Source organism: Pseudomonas sp. LBUM1668 (genome assembly GCF_059695715.1).
In genome coordinates this window covers 3,389,703-3,407,956 of sequence record NZ_CP166787.1, presented here as the reverse complement: position 1 = coordinate 3,407,956, position 18,254 = coordinate 3,389,703, and the positions used below count along the sequence as shown (strand labels likewise).

Here is an 18,254-nt window from a genome sequence, read left to right as displayed (position 1 = left end):
CGGGGAAATGAGGGGCGGCGAAAGAGGGGAGAGTTTACAGATTATTGCGGTGGGAGGCTGGTTGTGGCATCGAGCGCTGGCTGAAGGAGAGCTGGAATTCACCCTGATCGTTCCTCAGCAACGGATGACGGATGCATCCATTAATTGACGCAAAAAAAGTGGCCTTCTAAGATCGCGCCCCTAATTTGATATCAGAGCGCTAGTAGCCTTGCTTCACGCTGCTTGCTCTGATCGGCCCAGCGTGGGGGTCTGTTGCCCGAGGCGTATTCAGTGAACAATGAGTTTTACATCGAATGCGGGAAGTTGTTCATCGGTGGTGCGCCGATTGATCTGCCTTATGCAGTGGCGGACGTTTTAGCGTGTGGGAGCTTTTGTGTGGTTAGAGTTGCGCCGCCAATTGGTATTATTTTCAATAGAAATATATTTGCGGTCGCAAAAGGCGGTGCAATTGTTTGGCAGATTGCCGAGAGTCCGCACGGGACGCAGACAGACAAACCCTATATGAGTATCGCTTGTGACAATGAGGGACGGTTGATTGCGGGAAACTGGATAGGAGCGGATTACTCAGTGAGTCTGGACACTGGTGAGGTATCTGCTGTGGCGTTTGATCGATAGCAAAACCAAAGGATCGCAGCCTTCGGCAGATCCTGCTGGGGATCCTGTTCACACCAAATTACGGGGTGAACAATGATGGCCTGAAGGGGCTGCCGAAGGCTGCGATCTTTTGCTTTTTACTTCGGATAAAGCGGCGGCAACCCGCTATCACCCACCGGATCCTGCACCCGTTCCGCCGCCGGAATGGTTCGGATCGCCCGCCACAAGTCCTCGCCTTGCCAGTGCTGGCCGGTCTCGCTGTACAGCGCACCATTGAGCCCATCCAGCGCATCCGACAGCGGCACAAACCGCGCAGCCATGTCAGCCAGGGTTTCTGGTTGCTGGCGGGCCCAGGCATCCAGCGCCTGGCGGGTTGCGTGCGGATCGTTGGCCTGGCTTGCACGCTTGATGTCGTCCATCAATGTGCGCGGGCTCGGGCCGGTTTGCGCGGCGCGGTGCACTGCCGGTTGCCAACGTGCGCGCCACCACAGGCCGAAGCCGAGCAGGGTGGTGCAGGCCAGGATCAGCGTGCTGAGTTTCCACCACCACAACGCATCATTGTCGCCCGCGCTCGGTTGCAGGCTGCCGGTCGGGGTATCGACTTGCAGGCTCGGGTTGTTGGCCACTTGCAGGGTGCGCGCCGGCAAGCTCGTGTGTTCCAGGTGATCCTCGAAAGTGTTCCACCACACCACGTCCACCGTTGGCAGATCGATTGATCCGCTGCGACTCGGCACCAGCGCTTCGCGTTCTTCACGACTGCCGATCAGGCCACGGTCGCTGCTCTGATTGCTCAGCACCGGCTGATCCGGGTAGCGGCGCAGGCCGTTGACTTCGGTGGCGGGCATGGCGGGCAATTGAGAGCTGGCCAGACCTTCGACCTTCAGGGTCAGGCTGCGTGTCAGCGAGTCGCCGACCTGAGTGTGTTCGGGCTCAGGGTTCCAGCTTTCGCTCAGGCTCAAGCTGCGGGCCGGCAGCCAAGGTGCATCGATCGGGTAGGTCAGCGGCTTGGGTTTGACCGTGAGGGGGATTTGCGCAGAGTTGACTCGCATCAGTTTGCCGGGTTTCGGCCCTTGAGCGGCCGAGTCCTGGGCGGGCTGAGTCTCGACCAGCGTTGCGCTGAACGTCTGCGGTGCAATGGTCAACAAGCCGCTGTGCTGCGGGTAGATCGCATAGCGCATTTCGATCACGCCATGGCGCACGCCGTTGATGTCTTTCTCGTAGGTGCGCGTGTCGCCCAGTTGCTCGATGCGCGCGTCGGCGATTTGCAGCGGGGTCAGGCTGCTGTCGTCGTACAGCGACACCGAATGGTAGATGCGCAGGGTCAGGATCGCCTGGGCCTGCACGTAGACGCTGGACTGATCGAGGCTGGCCTCGATGAACACCGGATCGAGTTTGTTTTTGTCCTCGCGGCTATCGCTTTCGACCACTTGCACGGTGATCGGCTGGCTCTGTACATCGCCCAATTGCAGCGGCGGAATCAGCACGCTGCCGTTTTCCTTCGGCAACAGGGTGATGATCCAGCGCGTGGTGGCGCGGTTGTCGCCGCTGAGGGTGTTCAACTGGTTGACCTGCCGCGTGCCGCGCACTTCAAACAGCGGCTCGAGCGGTGTCAGGTCGGGTTTGCCGAACTGGGTGACGTCGCTGGTTTCGAGGGTGAGTTCGACCGTCTCGCCGGAGTTCAGGCGACTGCGATCCACGCTGGCGGTCAGCTCGGCCGCGTGCGCGGTGGCCGTGCAGATCAGCAGGGGCAGCAAGAGAACGGTGAAGCGGGTCATCGAGTGTTTTCCTGATCCTGATGTTGTTGCTGTTCGTACCAGAATTTGCGTCGCAGCAGTTCGCCGGGGTCATCCGGGATCTTGCCCAGCCATTGTTCCAGCGCCTGACGTTGCTCGCCTTCGAGGTTGTCCTCGCTGGGGCGCAGCGTCGGCACGGTGTTCGTTTCCTCTTCCTCCTCACTGCCTGGCAATTCGTCGGGGCCTGGCAGCGGCGGGGCGGTCGGTGGTGGTTCGCTGGCCGACTCGGCGGGCTGAGCCTCGCTTTGGGTTTCACTTTGTACCGCAGGTGGCGGCGCGGTCGCTGGCGGCGGTTCATCGCCGGGCAGGTTTTGCTCCGTCGGATTGCGCTCCGGTTCAGCGGGCGGTGGTGTTTTTTTCAGCTTCAGCAGATTTTCCACCAGCGCCTTGTTGGTCTGCGCCGGGCGCAAGTCCGGTTGCAACTCCAGGGCCTGTTCGTAGGCGTCGATTGCGGCGTCCAGTTCACCGCTTTTCGCCAGCGCGTTGCCTCGATTGTAGTGGGCGCGGGCATCGCTGCCTTCGGCGAAACGCTGGGCGGCGCCACTGTAGTCGCCGGCCTCGTACAACGCCACCCCTTGCCACTGATGATCGGCAAAATGTTGCGCCGCTTCGGCGGGGCGTTTCTGCTTGAGCAAGTGCAGCCCGCGCTGATCGGGGCGCAGCCATAAGTCTTCGAAGTCAAAAGCGTAGCTTGGCTGCGGCAGGCAAAACAGCAGCGGCAGACAGAACAACCAGCCGCGACGCCCGGCACACGCCGCCAGTAACAACAGCGGCAACAGCAGCCAGTAGCCCTGATCAGCCCAGGTGTCGAGGCGCACGGTCTGGCCGTCATCGCGCAGGCTGCGCGGGCCGTTGAGCAGGCCGAGGGCGCCCAGATCGCCTTCGTCCAGCCGTGCGACGTGATAGTCACCGCCGACGCTGTTGAGGAAGGCGCCGAGGCCCGGGCTGTCGAGTTGCGGCACGCGGATCGCGCCTTGTTCATCCTTGAGGAAACTGCCGTCCTCCTGGGCAATCGGTGCGCCTTCAGCGGTGCCGACGCCGAGCATCAACAGTTGCGCCGACTCACCGCTCAGCGCACGGCGAATGCCTTGGCGCTCGTCTTCATTCAGGGATGAGCCGATCAACAGGATCCGGCCTTGGCCGAGCGCACCTTGTTTGAGTAATACCAGCGCTTTGCTCACCGCAAGGTCAGCGCGATGACCGCTTTGCGGCATCAGCGAAGGCTTTAGAGCGTCGAGCAGATTGCGACTGGTCGCCAGGTCATCCGACAGCGGCACCAGCGTGTGGGCGCTACCGGCGTAGACGACAATGGCGGTCTGCGCATCGCTGCGTGCCTGCAACAGGTCAAACAACTTGCGCCGCGCCTGTTCCAGACGCGTGGGTGGCGAGTCGGTTGCAAGCATTTCCGGAGTCAGTTCCAGTACCACCACCAACGGATCGGCAGGTTTCTGACTGGTCTGTTCGACGCGCTCCCAACTCGGCCCAAGCAACGCCAGAATCGTCAGCAGCCACGCAACACCGAGGGCGACCCACGGCAATTTGCTGTCGCGACCGTTACCGCCGCTGAGCAGAGTGGCGTGGAATGCCGGCGGCAAAATCATCTGCCAGCGGCCAGCGCGTTTTTGCCGATGCCAGAGTTGCCAGATCAGCCAGCCGAGCAACGGCAATAGCAGCAACCACCACGGACGGAACCAGTGTGGCCAGAGGGCGATCATCGGCGCCTCCGCAGACGCAAGCGTTTGAGGCGCTCACGCCAGTCAGGCAGCGGACTTTGCAGGTACAGCTCCTTGTTGAAAAGGCGTTGCAACGGGTTGTCCGGCCACAATTCGCGCGCGACCAACAGCAGGCTCAGCCATAGGGTCAACGCCAGAGGCCAGTGATACAACGCCTGCGCCGGACGCGCTTGAGTCGGTTGCTGGGTCACCGGTTCGAGTTGGTCGAGGGTGTCCTTGATCGCTTGCAGCTCTTTGCCGTCATGGGCGCGGAAGTACTGGCCGCCGGTCACTTCAGCGATGGCTTTGAGCGCCGGTTCGTCAAGGTCCAGGCTCGGATTGACCCCGAGCAACGCGGTGGAACCGCTGTCTTCCGGATTGGCGCCGATGCCGATCGGGTAGATCTTCACGCCTTCGCTGGCCGCCAGTTTCGCTGCGGTCAGCGGGTCGATTTCGCCGCCATTGTTGGCGCCGTCCGTGACCAGAATCAGCACGCGACTTTGCGCCGGACGCAGGCGCAGGCGTTTCAGGGCCAGACCGATGGCGTCGCCGATAGCGGTGTTCTTGCCAGCGATACCGATCCGCGCTTCGTCGAGCCAGACGCGCACGGTGTGGCGGTCGAAGGTCAGCGGTGCTTGCAGATAAGCCTGGCTGCCGAAGAGGATCAGGCCAACGCGATCGCCGTCGCGGCTTTCGAGGAAGTCGCCGAGCAAGTGCTGCACCAGAGTCAGGCGGCTGACGTCCTCGTCCTGCCACTGCATATCAGGGAAGTCCATTGATCCGGACACGTCCACCGCGACCAGCAGATCACGTCCGCTGGCAGCAATCGGCAGCGGTTCGCCAAGCCATTGCGGGCGCGCAGCGGCGCTCAATAGCAGCAGCCACAGCAAAATGAACGGTGCCTGTTGGCGCCACGCCGGCAAATTGGCCCGAGCACGACGACGCGCAAGGCCTTCAAGGTCCGAGAGGAAACTGACTTTCAACGCCGGCTCGCCGCTGTCGGCCACCGGCAGCACAAGGCGCATCAGCCACGGCAGCGGCAACAGCACAAAGATCCACGGCCAGGCGAATTCAAACATGCTTGCGAATCCAGGTGTCGACCGCTTGGGTCAGGCCGGCGATGGCTTTGTCGTCGAGTTTGCATTCCGGTTTGTAGGCGCCTTCGACCAGCACCATCCAGCGCGTCAGCCCGGCGGCCGGGCAACGGTTGTCGAGAAACGCCAGCCACTTGCGGCCATTGAGCGTGTGGCTCTGGCTGTAGGGGTAGTGGTTGCGGCACAGGCGTTTGAGCAAGCCGTTTAGTTGTTGCAGCCAGGCTCCGGCCGGAGCGCCGTCGTAGGGTTTGGGCATTTGTGCCAGTTCGGCGAGGGCGGCGATGCGCACCGGGTCGAGCGGCTGTTCGGCGCGCACCACCGGACTTTTTTTAATCGGGATGAAACGGCGCAAACGCCACACGGCAAAACCGAGCAGCGGCAGCAACAGAAGCAGCAGCCACCAGCCCGGTGCCGGCGGCCAGAAGGCAATCGGTGGCGGGGAAATCAGCGGTTGCAGTTGTTCGAGGCCGTTCATCGACCTTTCCCCGGTCGCTGCGGATTGAGGAACTCGCGCATCTGCTCGACCATCTCGCTTTGTGTGCTCAGCGGCATCAGCAACACCCGCAGCTTTTGCGCGAGCAATTCCCAGCGGGCGATACGTGCTTCGGCCTGGGCGCGATAGGTCTGGCGCAGGTCGAAATTGAGCGTGTCGAGTTCCAGTTGCGCGCCTCGTTCGGCGAAGCGCAAAAGACCGGCGGCGGGCAGTGCGTGATCGAGCGGATCGGACAGCGGCAGCATCAGCAAGTCGCAATGCCGCGAAAGCAGACTCAGTTGCTGCTCGGCGCTATCAGAAAGCGCACGCTCATCGCAAATCACGATCACCAGACTGCCCGGACGCAGCACTTCACGGGCGCGGCGCAGGGCCACGCCGAGCGTATCGCGATCCGGTTCGCGCTCGGTGTGCAACGACTGGTTGACTTTCACCAAACGGTTGAGGAGTTGCAGCAGGCTCTGTTTGCTCCGTCGTGGCTTGATTTCGTAGTGCTCGTTGTCGCCGAACACCAGCCCGCCGACCCGGTCGTTATGGCCGAGCGCGGCCCAGCCGATCAACGCCGCCACTTGCGCCGCCAGCACCGATTTGAACATCAGCCCCGAGCCGAAAAACAACCGCGTGCTTTGCTCGACCATGATGAAGATCGGCCGTTCGCGTTCCTCATGGAACAGCTTGGTGTGCGGCTCCTGGGTGCGAGCGGTAACGCGCCAGTCGATGGTACGCACGTCGTCGCCGGCCTGATAAACCCGTACCTGATCGAAGTCGACACCACGACCGCGGAATTTCGAGTGGTGCAAGCCAATCAGCGGGCTGCGCTGGCTCGGCGTGGAAAACAGCTGCACTTCGCGCACACGGTGGCGCATCTCGATCAGCTCGGCGAGGCTGACGCGGATGCCCGGTTCGGACGGCAGAGGGGCGTTCATGGGGGTCAAGCGACGGCTACGACGTCGAGAATCCGCTGCACCACGCGATCCTGGTCGATGCCGGCGGCCTCGGCTTCAAACGACAGAATGATGCGGTGACGCAACACATCGAACAGCACAGCCTGAATGTCTTCGGGGCTGACAAAGTCGCGCCCGGCCAGCCAGGCGTGGGCCCGGGCGCAGCGGTCGAGGGCGATAGAGCCGCGCGGGCTGGCGCCATAGGCGATCCATTCGGCCATTTCCGGGTCGAACTTGGCCGGAGTGCGCGTGGCCATGACCAGTTGCACGAGGTATTCCTCAACGGCGTCAGCCATGTACAGACCGAGGATTTCCTTGCGGGCGGCGAAGATCGCCTGCTGACTGACCCGGCGCTCGGGCTTGGTCTCGCCGTTCAGCGCTTCGCCACGGGCCTGCTGAAGGATGCGGCGTTCCACGGCAGCGTCGGGGAAACCGATCTTGACGTGCATCAGGAAGCGGTCGAGTTGCGCTTCCGGCAATGGGTAGGTGCCTTCCTGCTCGATCGGGTTCTGCGTGGCCATCACCAGAAACAGCGGCGACAGCTCATAAGTGCTGCGCCCGACGCTGACCTGACGCTCGGCCATCGCTTCGAGCAACGCCGATTGCACCTTGGCCGGGGCACGGTTGATTTCGTCCGCCAGCACCAGGTTGTGGAAAATCGGCCCTTGCTGGAACACGAAACTGCCGGTTTCCGGGCGATAGATCTCGGTGCCAGTGATGTCGGCAGGCAGCAGGTCGGGGGTGAACTGGATGCGATGGAACTGGGCTTCGATGCCCTCGGCGAGTTCTTTGATCGCTTTGGTCTTGGCCAGACCCGGAGCGCCCTCGACCAGCATGTGGCCGTCGGCGAGCAGGGCGATGAGCAAACGCTCGATGAGTTTTTCCTGGCCGAGAATCTGCGTTGAAAGAAAGGTTCGCAGCGCCAGCAGCGCTTCACGATGTTCCATCGGTGACTGTTCCTGGAAAGGGGTGGCCACAGGCGTTCGGGTAACGCCGGGGCTGGGGGCGTTACTTTAATCCATCGCGGGGGGTGGCGACTAACGGCATTTTGTAGAAAAGAGCAAAAGATCGCAGCCTGCGGCAGCTCCTGCATTGGAATGCGATCCCGTGTAGGAGCTGCCGAAGGCGGTCATCTTTTGAAGTTTTTTACTCATCAACCATCTGAAGATCAGTTAACAGAAGTTTGACTGCGGCTGTGTCGACCAATTCCTGCCAGGGGCCATCTTCAATAATCGCGCCGTTCTGCATGACGATGACCCGATCAAAGCGGTACAGGTGGGCGAGATCATGGGTGACACAGATCAATCCGCGAGTCGCAAACGTATCGAACAAAAGATCCCAAACCGGTGCGGCCAACTTCGGTTCAATGGAGGCGCTGGGTTCGTCGAACAGATTGAACCTTCCCGGCCTGTTTATCAGGCGAAGCAAAGACAGGCGTTTCGCCTCCCCACCGGAAATATTGGAGGCGTTCTCGGTGAGTTTGCGTTGCGAAACAATGTCCTCAAGATTTAAACGTTCAATCGCCAAGTGCAGGTCTGGTGATAGTTCCATACCAAATAACACTGACTTGGCAAAACTACCCTCCAGGAACTGTGGCAATTGAGGGCAATACCTCAACACCTCCAAGTGAGTCTGGGCGTTCAGTTTGCCGATTTGCACCTCATCGATACTCAGGTGGGCTCTCATTGAAGCGTTCAGCCCGGCCAGCGCTTCAAGCAGGGTGGATTTGCCGGCACCACTGGGGCCGGTAATTGCAACCGACTGGCCTTGGTAAAACGTCATGGTTTTGCTGATGGTCAACTGCACAGCGTTATTGTCGCTGACTGTGCAAGGATCGAGTGCGAGCGTCGACTCGTTCTGCGACGTGATATCGACTTGTCGACTGTTATCATCAAAGTCTGGCAGTGACAGCAGGTAGCGTAGTCTTCGCTGATCAGCCAGAAACTGATCGAGTACTCGATAACCTTCAGTCAGCGCCGAGATGTTGAGCAAAAAGCTTCCGGCAATGGCGAATACGGCAACCAGTTGGCCAACGCTGATACTTGGCTCGCCTGACAACTGGTCAATGACTCCCCAACCCAGCAACCCTCCAGTAGACAGGCTGACAAAGAGGATTTTCGCTCCACTCAAGAACCCTCCGGAACTGGCCACCGTCACTGCCGCTTTGGCGTACTGCCGGAAGGCATGGTTCAAGGGTTGAGTTGCCGTGTGCTCGGCGCTTTCCAGCTTTATCGATTTGCCGGTATTCAGGGTGCTGAAAAGCAGCGCGCTTAGTTCGTCCTCCTGCTCATTAACTGCATCAATGTGCTTTCTGCGCCATTTGATGATTCGGTGGGCGGCAAACAAGTAAAGGATCGCCATGCCAGTCATTGCCAGAAAAATACCTGCCCCACCCATGTAGTAAAAAGCCAGCCCGACGATGATGAACTCCAGACACAGCGGCAAACCGGTGGTGATGAAAAACGTCAGCAATTGCTCATGAGCGGTAATCCCACGCTCTACTGACTTAATGAAATGGCCAATACGCCACGTGTTGAATTGCTGGAACTCTTTGCGCATCAGCTGTGCTATCCAGCCAATTGACGCGTCCATCACTACCTGTTGTACCAACTTGGAAAGGAAATAGATTTGCAGCGGATTGATTGCTGCTTGAATGCACCCGGCCAGGGTAATTCCTGCTGTCAAAAATAGCAGTAGGTTGAGCGCTGTTGGGGTTTGGCTGTTTAGTGCGTCGACGATTTTGCCTAGTAGCAGTGGCGGTGCTAGTGCAAGGATTTTCAGCGCTATGACAGTGGTGATGGTTGAGATCAATAACCATGCGTGATTTTTGCAAGCGGTTCTGATGAGTGTTTGCATTGAATGTCTTCAGTGGTGTAGCGCTAACATTATCTCGCGGGTAATTGACGCAAGATGGCCTGCGGTGCTACCAGACTTCCATTCCTTATAATGTTAAAGCGTTCAAGGCCAGGTATATAGCTTTGGCAAACAATGCCGTTTCCGGGAAAGTCGGTAATGACTCTGTAAAAAAGTTTTCGGCCTGAGTTCGTGATGTTGTTGTTCAGCGTTTTCAGTTGTAACGGAACACTTGAGGTGAAGTGGGGTGATGGTTCATCGATTGGCGGAAGCTTTAAAGCCCTAATGGGCTCAAAATCTATCAGGTGGCGGAGAGATTTAGAGTTGGCGAGAAAAGCGAATGTTTTGCTGTCAATTTTCTCTTGTGGAGCATCATAAAGCGCACTCGCTTGAATTTGTTCTGTGACTGCCCGGTGGATCGCAGTTTGTATATCTAGAGAGTTTCCTGAGCCGATTGGGGATAGATGGAAATAACCTGGGCCAGATTTTGGAAGCGCAACAGAAAAATAACTATTCATTGAGCTGTGTACAACGATGATTTGTAGTTTTTCTGCAAGCCCCAGCGCGTGGGGGTCGTTCTGTAACGACCTTGCTAGCAGAGCGCTCGACGGCCTGTACAAGCTAATGGAAGGGCCCAAACTACAAATTGCCAGAAATAATTTTGATAAAACATGTCTCTCGATGAGTTCGTTTGCGCCGTGTAGTAGTGCCTCAGCTTTAGTACAGCCGAAAGCAGAACCTGAGTTGGAGGAGTAGCGGCTCAAAAAGAGATGGGCTTCGCTGTGTGGTTGATCGTGGAGCTTTGGGCGAAGCAGGAGGCTTGGAATGAAGAGGTCCTCCGTTCTATCCAGTGTTGTTAGTTTGAAACACTCGATTGCTTCATTTTTGAATCGCAAGCTCGTCAGGAATCCATCGTGGCTGGCAGCGTGCTGATTCGAGATAAAGTCACATTGCTGGATGCTCGATTCGGCAGAGCTCAATTGAAGTGCGCAGTAATGTTCGACGCTTTCAGCCAGTGCTCCAACAAGCGAATTTGGCCCTTTACCCGCTCCAGCCTCAACTGCGGTGTTGGACTTGTCAAAAAGCTCGGCAACTGCTACCAGTTTGTGGTTGTCGGTATAGCGTGTAATCGCCTCTAGATCTAAGGAGTGTATTATTTTCTCAATTTTTGATTGCACTACAAAAGGGCAAAACTCCCGCTCAGACATAACAGTCTCCTATAGTATAAATGCCGGAGTGTTTCTCCGGCACTTTCCTGCAGTGTCGGTCAGTTAGTTAGTGAGGCAAAGAAGCTCACTTCAGAAGCCAGAAAACTATCTGATGTATACAGCATCTCTTGAAGACTATCCCAAGGGCCGATCTCGGTACGTTTTTTACCCATGATATTAACTCCTTGTTATTGATGTGGCGCTAACCGGTAGTTGGCGCACTTGCAATGATAGGAATGCAAGTGATTTATTAATAACAGTGGGCTATCTGATTTTCAATTGAGGCCGGCAGCGATACTTCCCAAGCTTCTGTGGGATTGTTCTTGCTGCTGAGTAGGGGGTTGCTTACGGTTTTTTCGGTTATAAGAGGTGGGGGTTTTTAACTTTTCACTTCAATGAGTTGCAATGTTTAATAATGTTTCGCGCAAAGTGCGGGAAATACTTCGGGGGATTATTGGATTTTTGTAGCAGGGGACTATCGAGCTAGCAGTTCTGGCCTCATCGCTGGCAAGCCAGCTCCCACAGGGATCGCTGTGTTGCATAAATCGCATGCACACAGCTGATACCTGTGGGAGCTGGCTTGCCAGCGATGGGGCCCGTCCGGACACCATCAAACTTCGCTAACGAAAGTCCCAGTGCCATCAAGGATGTTCTTCAGGGTCTCCACAACCTCATCCAGATCAACCATATCCGGGTTGAAGCTGATCTCCAGCACATCATCACCGTTCAACACATCAGCATCCGCCGCCGCGATTTCAATCTTCAGCAGGGTCGACGTCAGGGTCACTTTGACGCCATCGAGCGTCGAAGGCTCGCCATCCAGGGTGATCTCCAGCTCATCCTCGTCCGGATAGCGGCTCATCAGGAACATGTCGCCCTTGTCGCTGTGGCAGCAGAGCATGGCCATGTTGTCTTCTTCGTCGTCACACGGGTTGACGATCAGTAGGGCGGTGGTCATTTGCATGGGGGAATTCCTGCCTCAAGGGGCGTGTTGGTCGCAATTGGGCGCGATTCTGCCAGCCCTCGGGAATTTCTGCATGTGAGAGTGTCAGAGGATGTGTCGTGAACGCGACACAGGTCAATGGTCATTTCTGGCACGGATGTACCGTAAAACCGGGCATTCAGACCGACGTTCTGCGCCACGAATGCTAGTGTTTAACGCAGCCAGAGCCTTGGTTTACGTGCCAATGACCGAATATGTCGCAGCACCGCAAGCAGACACATTGTCGCACCCATTAAGCTGCGCAACGGATGAGCACCCGTAAAGGCATTGCCGGCAGCCCCGTACAGTCGCTTTTGCAGATGCTCATTCATGGAAGGTGAATGTGACCTGAGTGTCCCGTCCAGCTTCACCCACCTGTCTCCCTGTTTCCTCTGCCCGAGAATCAGGAACAGGGCGACACAAGCCCCGAAAGGGGTGTTGCACGCGACGCTTTCCATTAATAACAAGCTTAAGCGGAGTACCACAGATGGCGTTCTTCACCGCAGCCAGCAAAGCCGACTTCCAGCACCAACTGCAAGCGGCACTGGCGCAGCACATCAGTGAACAGGCACTGCCACAAGTGGCGCTGTTCGCTGAACAATTCTTCGGCATCATTTCCCTGGACGAGCTGACCCAGCGTCGCCTCTCCGACCTCGCTGGCTGTACTCTCTCTGCGTGGCGCCTGCTTGAGCGCTTCGATCACGCGCAACCGCAAGTGCGCGTCTACAACCCCGATTACGAGCGTCATGGCTGGCAGTCGACCCACACCGCGGTCGAAGTCCTGCACCATGACCTGCCGTTTCTGGTCGACTCGGTCCGTACCGAGCTGAACCGCCGCGGCTACAGCATCCACACCCTGCAAACCACCGTGCTCAGCGTACGTCGTGGCAGCAAGGGCGAGCTGCTGGAAATTCTGCCGAAGGGCACCCAGGGCGACGACATTCTGCAAGAGTCGCTGATGTACCTGGAAATCGACCGCTGCGCCAACGCGGCCGAACTGAATGTGCTGAGCAAAGAGCTGGAACAGGTTCTCGGTGAAGTCCGCGTCGCGGTCGCCGATTTCGAGCCGATGAAAGCCAAGGTGCAGGAAATCCTCACCAAGCTCGACAACAGCGCCTTCGCCGTGGATGCCGACGAGAAGAACGAAGTCAAAAGTTTCCTGGAATGGCTGGTGGGCAACCACTTCACCTTCCTCGGCTACGAAGAGTTTGTGGTTACCAATCAGGCCGATGGCGGCCACATCGAGTACGACCAGAACTCCTTCCTCGGCCTGACCAAACTGCTGCGCACCGGCCTGACCTACGATGACCTGCGCATCGAAGACTACGCCGTGAGCTACCTGCGCGAACCGACCCTGTTGTCGTTCGCCAAAGCTGCGCACCCGAGCCGTGTGCACCGTCCGGCTTACCCGGACTACGTGTCGATCCGTGAAATCGACGCCGACGGCAAAGTCATCAAGGAACACCGTTTCATGGGCCTGTACACCTCTTCGGTGTATGGCGAGAGCGTGCGGGTCATCCCGTTCATCCGCCGCAAGGTCGAAGAAATCGAACACCGCTCCGGCTTCCAGTCCAAGGCTCACCTGGGCAAGGAACTGGCGCAGGTGCTCGAAGTGTTGCCGCGTGATGATCTGTTCCAGACTCCGGTCGACGAACTGTTCACCACCGTGATGTCGATTGTGCAGATCCAGGAACGCAACAAGATCCGCGTGTTCCTGCGCAAAGACCCGTACGGTCGTTTCTGCTACTGCCTGGCCTACGTGCCGCGCGACATCTACTCCACCGAAGTGCGTCAGAAGATCCAGCAAGTATTGATGGAGCGTCTGAAGGCCTCCGACTGCGAGTTCTGGACGTTCTTCTCCGAGTCCGTACTGGCGCGCGTGCAGTTGATCCTGCGTGTCGATCCAAAGAACCGTCTCGACATCGACCCGCTGCTGCTGGAAAAAGAAGTGGTTCAGGCCTGCCGCAGCTGGCAGGACGACTACGCCGCACTGACCGTCGAAAGCTTCGGCGAAGCCCACGGCACCAATGTGCTGGCCGACTTCCCGAAAGGCTTCCCGGCCGGCTACCGCGAGCGTTTCGCGGCGCATTCGGCAGTGGTCGACATGCAGCACCTGCTGAGCCTGAACGAAAAAAATCCGCTGGTAATGAGCTTCTATCAGCCACTGGGTCAGGTTTCCGGCCAGCGCGAGCTGCATTGCAAGCTGTATCACGCCGATACGCCGCTGGCACTCTCCGACGTCCTGCCGATTCTGGAAAACCTTGGCTTGCGCGTACTGGGTGAATTCCCGTACCGCCTGCGCCACACCAATGGCCGCGAGTTCTGGATTCACGATTTCGCGTTCACTGCCGCTGAAGGCCTGGACCTCGACATCCAGCAACTCAACGACACCCTGCAGGACGCCTTCGTCCACATCGTGCGCGGCGACGCCGAGAACGATGCGTTCAACCGTCTGGTACTGACTGCCGGCCTGCCGTGGCGCGACGTTGCGCTGCTGCGTGCCTACGCCCGTTACCTGAAGCAGATTCGTCTGGGCTTCGATCTGGGCTACATCGCCAGCACCCTGAACAACCACACCGACATCGCTCGGGAACTGACCCGGTTGTTCAAAACCCGTTTCTACCTGGCACGCAAGCTCGGCAGCGACGATCTGGAAGACAAACAGCAGCGTCTGGAACAAGCGATTCTGACCGCACTGGACGACGTTCAGGTGCTCAACGAAGACCGCATCCTGCGTCGTTACCTCGACCTGATCAAAGCGACCCTGCGGACCAACTTCTATCAGACTGATGCCAACGGCCAGAACAAGTCGTACTTCAGCTTCAAGTTCAACCCGCACGCAATTCCAGAGCTGCCGAAGCCGGTACCGAAGTTCGAAATCTTCGTCTACTCGCCACGCGTTGAAGGCGTGCACCTGCGCTTCGGCAACGTTGCTCGCGGTGGTCTGCGCTGGTCCGACCGTGAAGAAGACTTCCGTACCGAAGTCCTCGGTCTGGTAAAAGCTCAACAAGTGAAGAACTCGGTCATCGTGCCGGTGGGTGCGAAGGGCGGCTTCCTGCCGCGTCGTCTGCCACTGGGCGGCAGCCGTGACGAGATCGCGGCCGAGGGCATCGCCTGCTACCGCATCTTCATTTCCGGTCTGTTGGACATCACTGACAACCTGAAAGACGGCGCGCTGGTTCCGCCATTGAACGTGGTTCGCCACGACGATGACGACCCGTACCTGGTAGTAGCCGCGGACAAGGGCACTGCAACCTTCTCCGACATCGCCAACGGCATCGCCATCGACTACGGCTTCTGGTTGGGTGACGCGTTTGCTTCCGGTGGTTCGGCGGGTTACGACCACAAGAAAATGGGCATCACCGCCAAAGGCGCGTGGGTTGGCGTACAACGCCACTTCCGCGAGCGCGGCATCAATGTTCAGGAAGACAGCATTACTGTGGTCGGCGTCGGCGACATGGCCGGTGACGTGTTCGGTAACGGCCTGTTGATGTCGGACAAGCTGCAACTGGTTGCTGCGTTCAACCACCTGCACATCTTCATCGATCCAAACCCGAATCCGGCGACCAGCTTCGTCGAGCGTCAGCGCATGTTCGATCTGCCGCGTTCGGCCTGGACCGATTACGACACCAGCATCATGTCCGAAGGTGGCGGTATCTTCTCGCGCAGCGCGAAGAGCATCGCTATTTCCCCGCAGATGCAGGAACGCTTCGACATCAAGGCTGACAAGCTGACCCCGACCGAATTGCTGAACGCCTTGCTCAAGGCGCCGGTGGATCTGCTGTGGAACGGCGGCATCGGTACTTACGTCAAGGCCAGCACCGAAAGCCACGCCGATGTCGGCGACAAGGCCAACGATGCGCTGCGCGTGAACGGCAACGAACTGCGCTGCAAAGTCGTGGGCGAGGGCGGTAACCTCGGCATGACCCAACTGGGTCGTGTGGAATTCGGCCTCAATGGCGGCGGCTCCAACACCGACTTCATCGACAACGCTGGTGGTGTGGACTGCTCCGACCACGAAGTGAACATCAAGATCCTGCTGAACGAAGTGGTTCAGGCCGGAGACATGACCGACAAGCAACGCAACCAGTTGCTGGCGAGCATGACCGACGAAGTCGGCAATCTGGTGCTGGGCAACAACTACAAGCAGACTCAGGCCCTGTCTCTGGCGGCGCGCCGTGCTTACGAGCGTATCGCTGAGTACAAGCGTCTGATGGGCGATCTGGAAGGCCGTGGCAAGCTCGACCGTGCCATCGAATTCCTGCCGACCGAAGAGCAACTGGCTGAGCGTATCGCCGAAGGCCACGGCCTGACGCGTCCTGAGCTGTCGGTGTTGATCTCGTACAGCAAGATCGACCTCAAGGAGCAGTTGCTGGGCTCCATGGTGCCGGACGATGACTACCTGACTCGCGACATGGAAACGGCGTTCCCGCCGAGCCTGGTCAGCAAGTTCTCCGAAGCCATGCGTCGTCACCGTCTGAAGCGCGAGATCGTCAGCACCCAGATCGCCAACGATCTGGTCAACCACATGGGCATCACCTTCGTTCAACGACTCAAAGAGTCGACCGGCATGAGCCCGGCGAACGTGGCCGGCGCTTATGTGATCGTGCGCGACATCTTCCACCTCCCGCACTGGTTCCGTCAGATCGAAGCGCTGGACTACCAAGTGAGCGCTGACGTACAGCTGGAGCTGATGGACGAGCTGATGCGTCTGGGCCGCCGCGCCACGCGCTGGTTCCTGCGTGCCCGTCGTAACGAGCAGAACGCTGCCCGTGACGTCGCGCATTTCGGTCCGCACCTCAAAGAGCTGGGTCTGAAGCTCGACGAACTGCTGAGCGGCGAAATCCGTGAAAACTGGCAGGCGCGTTATCAGGCTTACGTCGAAGCCGGTGTGCCGGAGTTGCTGGCGCGTATGGTTGCGGGCACCTCGCACCTGTACACCCTGCTGCCGATCATCGAAGCCTCCGACGTGACTGGCCAGAACCCTGCCGAAGTGGCCAAGGCCTACTTCGCCGTGGGCAGTGCGCTGGACATCACCTGGTACCTGCAACAGATCAGCGCTCTGCCGGTTGAAAACAACTGGCAGGCGCTGGCCCGTGAAGCGTTCCGTGATGATGTCGACTGGCAGCAACGTGCGATCACCATCTCTGTCCTGCAACAGGGCGACGGCACTCTGGATGTGGAAGCACGTCTGGCGCTGTGGATGGAACAGCACGAAGGCATGATCTCGCGCTGGCGCGCCATGCTGGTGGAAATCCGTGCCGCGAGCGGCACTGACTACGCCATGTATGCGGTTGCCAACCGTGAACTGCTGGATCTGGCGTTGAGTGGGCAAGCGGTGGTGGCACCTGCCACGGCCAATGCCGAGCCTGAGCTGGCTTAAGTAGGCGCTGAATAAAAAGCCCCGGTATCGTGAGATGCCGGGGCTTTTTTGTGCCTGAAGGTTTTGTGTCGTCTGTCCCGGCTTATCGCGAGCAGGCTCACTCCTACAATTGGAATGAGTCCCTTGTAGGAGTGAGCCTGCTCGCGATGACGTCCTTTCATTCAATACAACTTATGTTCCTGATTAATATCCACCCCTCTCTCTTGCGAACATGCTGGCTAAACATTCATCAGTCTTTCAGCGGGATCAGCACCTGTTCATCCGAGGCCAAGACCATGAACACCAGCAACTTGGCCGGCTTGGACTGGCTGGCATTTTTCGACACCAGATGTTCGGAGCCGGCGGGTTCATACCAGAACTGACCTTTCTTGTAGGTTATTGCCTGTTCGCCTTTGACCTGAGAAGTGATTTCGCCTTCGAGCACGTAAGCCATCGCGGTGCCGTCGTGTTTGTGGGCGATGGACGATTGGCCGGGTTGGTAATCGACTTCGATCATCATGGCTTTTTTGCCGGGAGCGTTTTTCAGTAATTGCTCTTGCAGGACGGTGATTTTTTCGGAAGGGTCGTGGGCCAGTGCCGTGGCCGAAATACCGAGGGCGAGGGTAGCGGCGAAGACGTGCAGGACTTTCATGGCGGATCACCTGTTGAAGTGGGGATGTCGGTGATCACACTAGCCCCCGGGGCGGGGCATGCAAACGGCCAATATTCCGGAAGATCGGGTGACCAATTGGCCTGATGCCAAAAGCAAAAGATCGCAGCCTTCGGCAGCTCCTACATTGGAATGCGTTCCCTGTAGGAGCTGCCGAAGGCTGCGATCTGTTGATCTTGCCGTTAAACAATCGGGAAGCTGTTGAAATCCACGCTATTGGCCAATCGACTGTCGATCAAGTCAATAAACCCCTGCGCCTCAGGCCGGTTGAAATGCGCCTGCATCGCCGCCTCCGACTGCCATCGCGCACTGACCGTCCAGCGGTGGCTGTCCTCGGGGCAGCGGTCGACCAGGTAGGAATCGCAGCCCGGCGTTTCGCGCAGGGTTTCGACGATTTTCTGCAGTTGCCTGCCCAGTTCATCCGAGCGGCCGGCGGCGGCCTGCAGTTGCACCGTGTTGATCACTTCGTTGGACATTACTCACACTCCTGAATCAGGCCGGACGAATCCTGCTCATTGAGGGATAACGCCTGTGCAGAATAGGCCTGCCCTT

13 protein-coding genes are annotated in these 18,254 nt (G+C 58.5%); 2 read left to right on the top strand and 11 right to left on the bottom strand.

Annotated elements, in window-relative coordinates:
- Positions 1–270 precede the first annotated feature (270 nt).
- The gene (locus ACA061_RS15205) at positions 271–615 is read left to right on the top strand and encodes a DUF7957 family protein (protein WP_497299533.1); all 345 of its coding nucleotides are present in this window, start codon (positions 271–273) and stop codon (positions 613–615) included.
- Between the two features lie 116 nt (positions 616–731).
- Here ACA061_RS15205 and ACA061_RS15200 read toward each other — a convergent pair whose 3' ends face one another.
- From ACA061_RS15200 to ACA061_RS15160, 9 genes are all read right to left on the bottom strand, one after another.
- A complete protein-coding gene (locus ACA061_RS15200) occupies positions 732–2,369 on the bottom strand; it encodes a BatD family protein (RefSeq protein WP_497299532.1) in 1,638 nt (545 codons plus the stop codon).
- Positions 2,366–4,102, bottom strand: a complete 1,737-nt coding sequence (locus tag ACA061_RS15195; protein WP_497299531.1) for a tetratricopeptide repeat protein — start codon at positions 4,100–4,102, stop codon at positions 2,366–2,368. Before ACA061_RS15195 ends, ACA061_RS15200 begins: the two co-directional genes overlap by 4 nt.
- On the bottom strand, positions 4,099–5,178 hold the full coding sequence (locus ACA061_RS15190) for a vWA domain-containing protein (RefSeq protein ID WP_042559489.1): 1,080 nt from the start codon (positions 5,176–5,178) through the stop codon (positions 4,099–4,101). Before ACA061_RS15190 ends, ACA061_RS15195 begins: the two co-directional genes overlap by 4 nt.
- Positions 5,171–5,668 carry a DUF4381 domain-containing protein gene (locus ACA061_RS15185; RefSeq protein WP_497299530.1) on the bottom strand — a complete coding sequence of 166 codons (498 nt, stop codon included), beginning with the start codon at positions 5,666–5,668 and terminating at the stop codon, positions 5,171–5,173. The genes ACA061_RS15190 and ACA061_RS15185 overlap by 8 nt, the downstream gene beginning before the upstream one ends.
- Complete coding sequence (locus ACA061_RS15180) at positions 5,665–6,609, bottom strand: DUF58 domain-containing protein (protein ID WP_042559487.1); 945 nt, start codon at positions 6,607–6,609, stop codon at positions 5,665–5,667. The genes ACA061_RS15185 and ACA061_RS15180 overlap by 4 nt, the downstream gene beginning before the upstream one ends.
- Positions 6,610–6,614: 5 nt before the next feature.
- Positions 6,615–7,574, bottom strand: a complete 960-nt coding sequence (locus ACA061_RS15175) for an AAA family ATPase (protein WP_003218556.1) — start codon at positions 7,572–7,574, stop codon at positions 6,615–6,617.
- Positions 7,575–7,773: 199 nt separating this feature from the next.
- Positions 7,774–9,483: an ATP-binding cassette domain-containing protein gene (locus ACA061_RS15170; protein WP_497299529.1), complete on the bottom strand. Its 1,710-nt coding sequence runs from the start codon at positions 9,481–9,483 to the stop codon at positions 7,774–7,776.
- 29 nt (positions 9,484–9,512) lie between these two features.
- Positions 9,513–10,688 (bottom strand): YcaO-like family protein, encoded by a 1,176-nt coding sequence (locus ACA061_RS15165; RefSeq protein ID WP_210699876.1) that lies wholly within the window; start codon positions 10,686–10,688, stop codon positions 9,513–9,515.
- Between the two features lie 610 nt (positions 10,689–11,298).
- The gene (locus ACA061_RS15160) at positions 11,299–11,652 is read right to left on the bottom strand and encodes a hypothetical protein (RefSeq protein WP_210699877.1); all 354 of its coding nucleotides are present in this window, start codon (positions 11,650–11,652) and stop codon (positions 11,299–11,301) included.
- A gap of 505 nt (positions 11,653–12,157) precedes the next feature.
- Between ACA061_RS15160 and ACA061_RS15155 the strand changes: the two genes are divergently transcribed.
- Complete coding sequence (locus ACA061_RS15155; protein WP_150602738.1) at positions 12,158–17,053, top strand: NAD-glutamate dehydrogenase; 4,896 nt, start codon at positions 12,158–12,160, stop codon at positions 17,051–17,053.
- Between the two features lie 229 nt (positions 17,054–17,282).
- Here ACA061_RS15155 and ACA061_RS15150 read toward each other — a convergent pair whose 3' ends face one another.
- Together ACA061_RS15150 and ACA061_RS15145 are read right to left on the bottom strand one after the other, a co-directional pair.
- Positions 17,283–17,684 carry a cupin domain-containing protein gene (locus tag ACA061_RS15150; protein ID WP_497299528.1) on the bottom strand — a complete coding sequence of 134 codons (402 nt, stop codon included), beginning with the start codon at positions 17,682–17,684 and terminating at the stop codon, positions 17,283–17,285.
- A 200-nt stretch (positions 17,685–17,884) separates the two neighbouring features.
- Positions 17,885–18,178 carry a putative quinol monooxygenase gene (locus ACA061_RS15145; protein WP_497299527.1) on the bottom strand — a complete coding sequence of 98 codons (294 nt, stop codon included), beginning with the start codon at positions 18,176–18,178 and terminating at the stop codon, positions 17,885–17,887.
- Positions 18,179–18,254 lie beyond the last annotated feature (76 nt).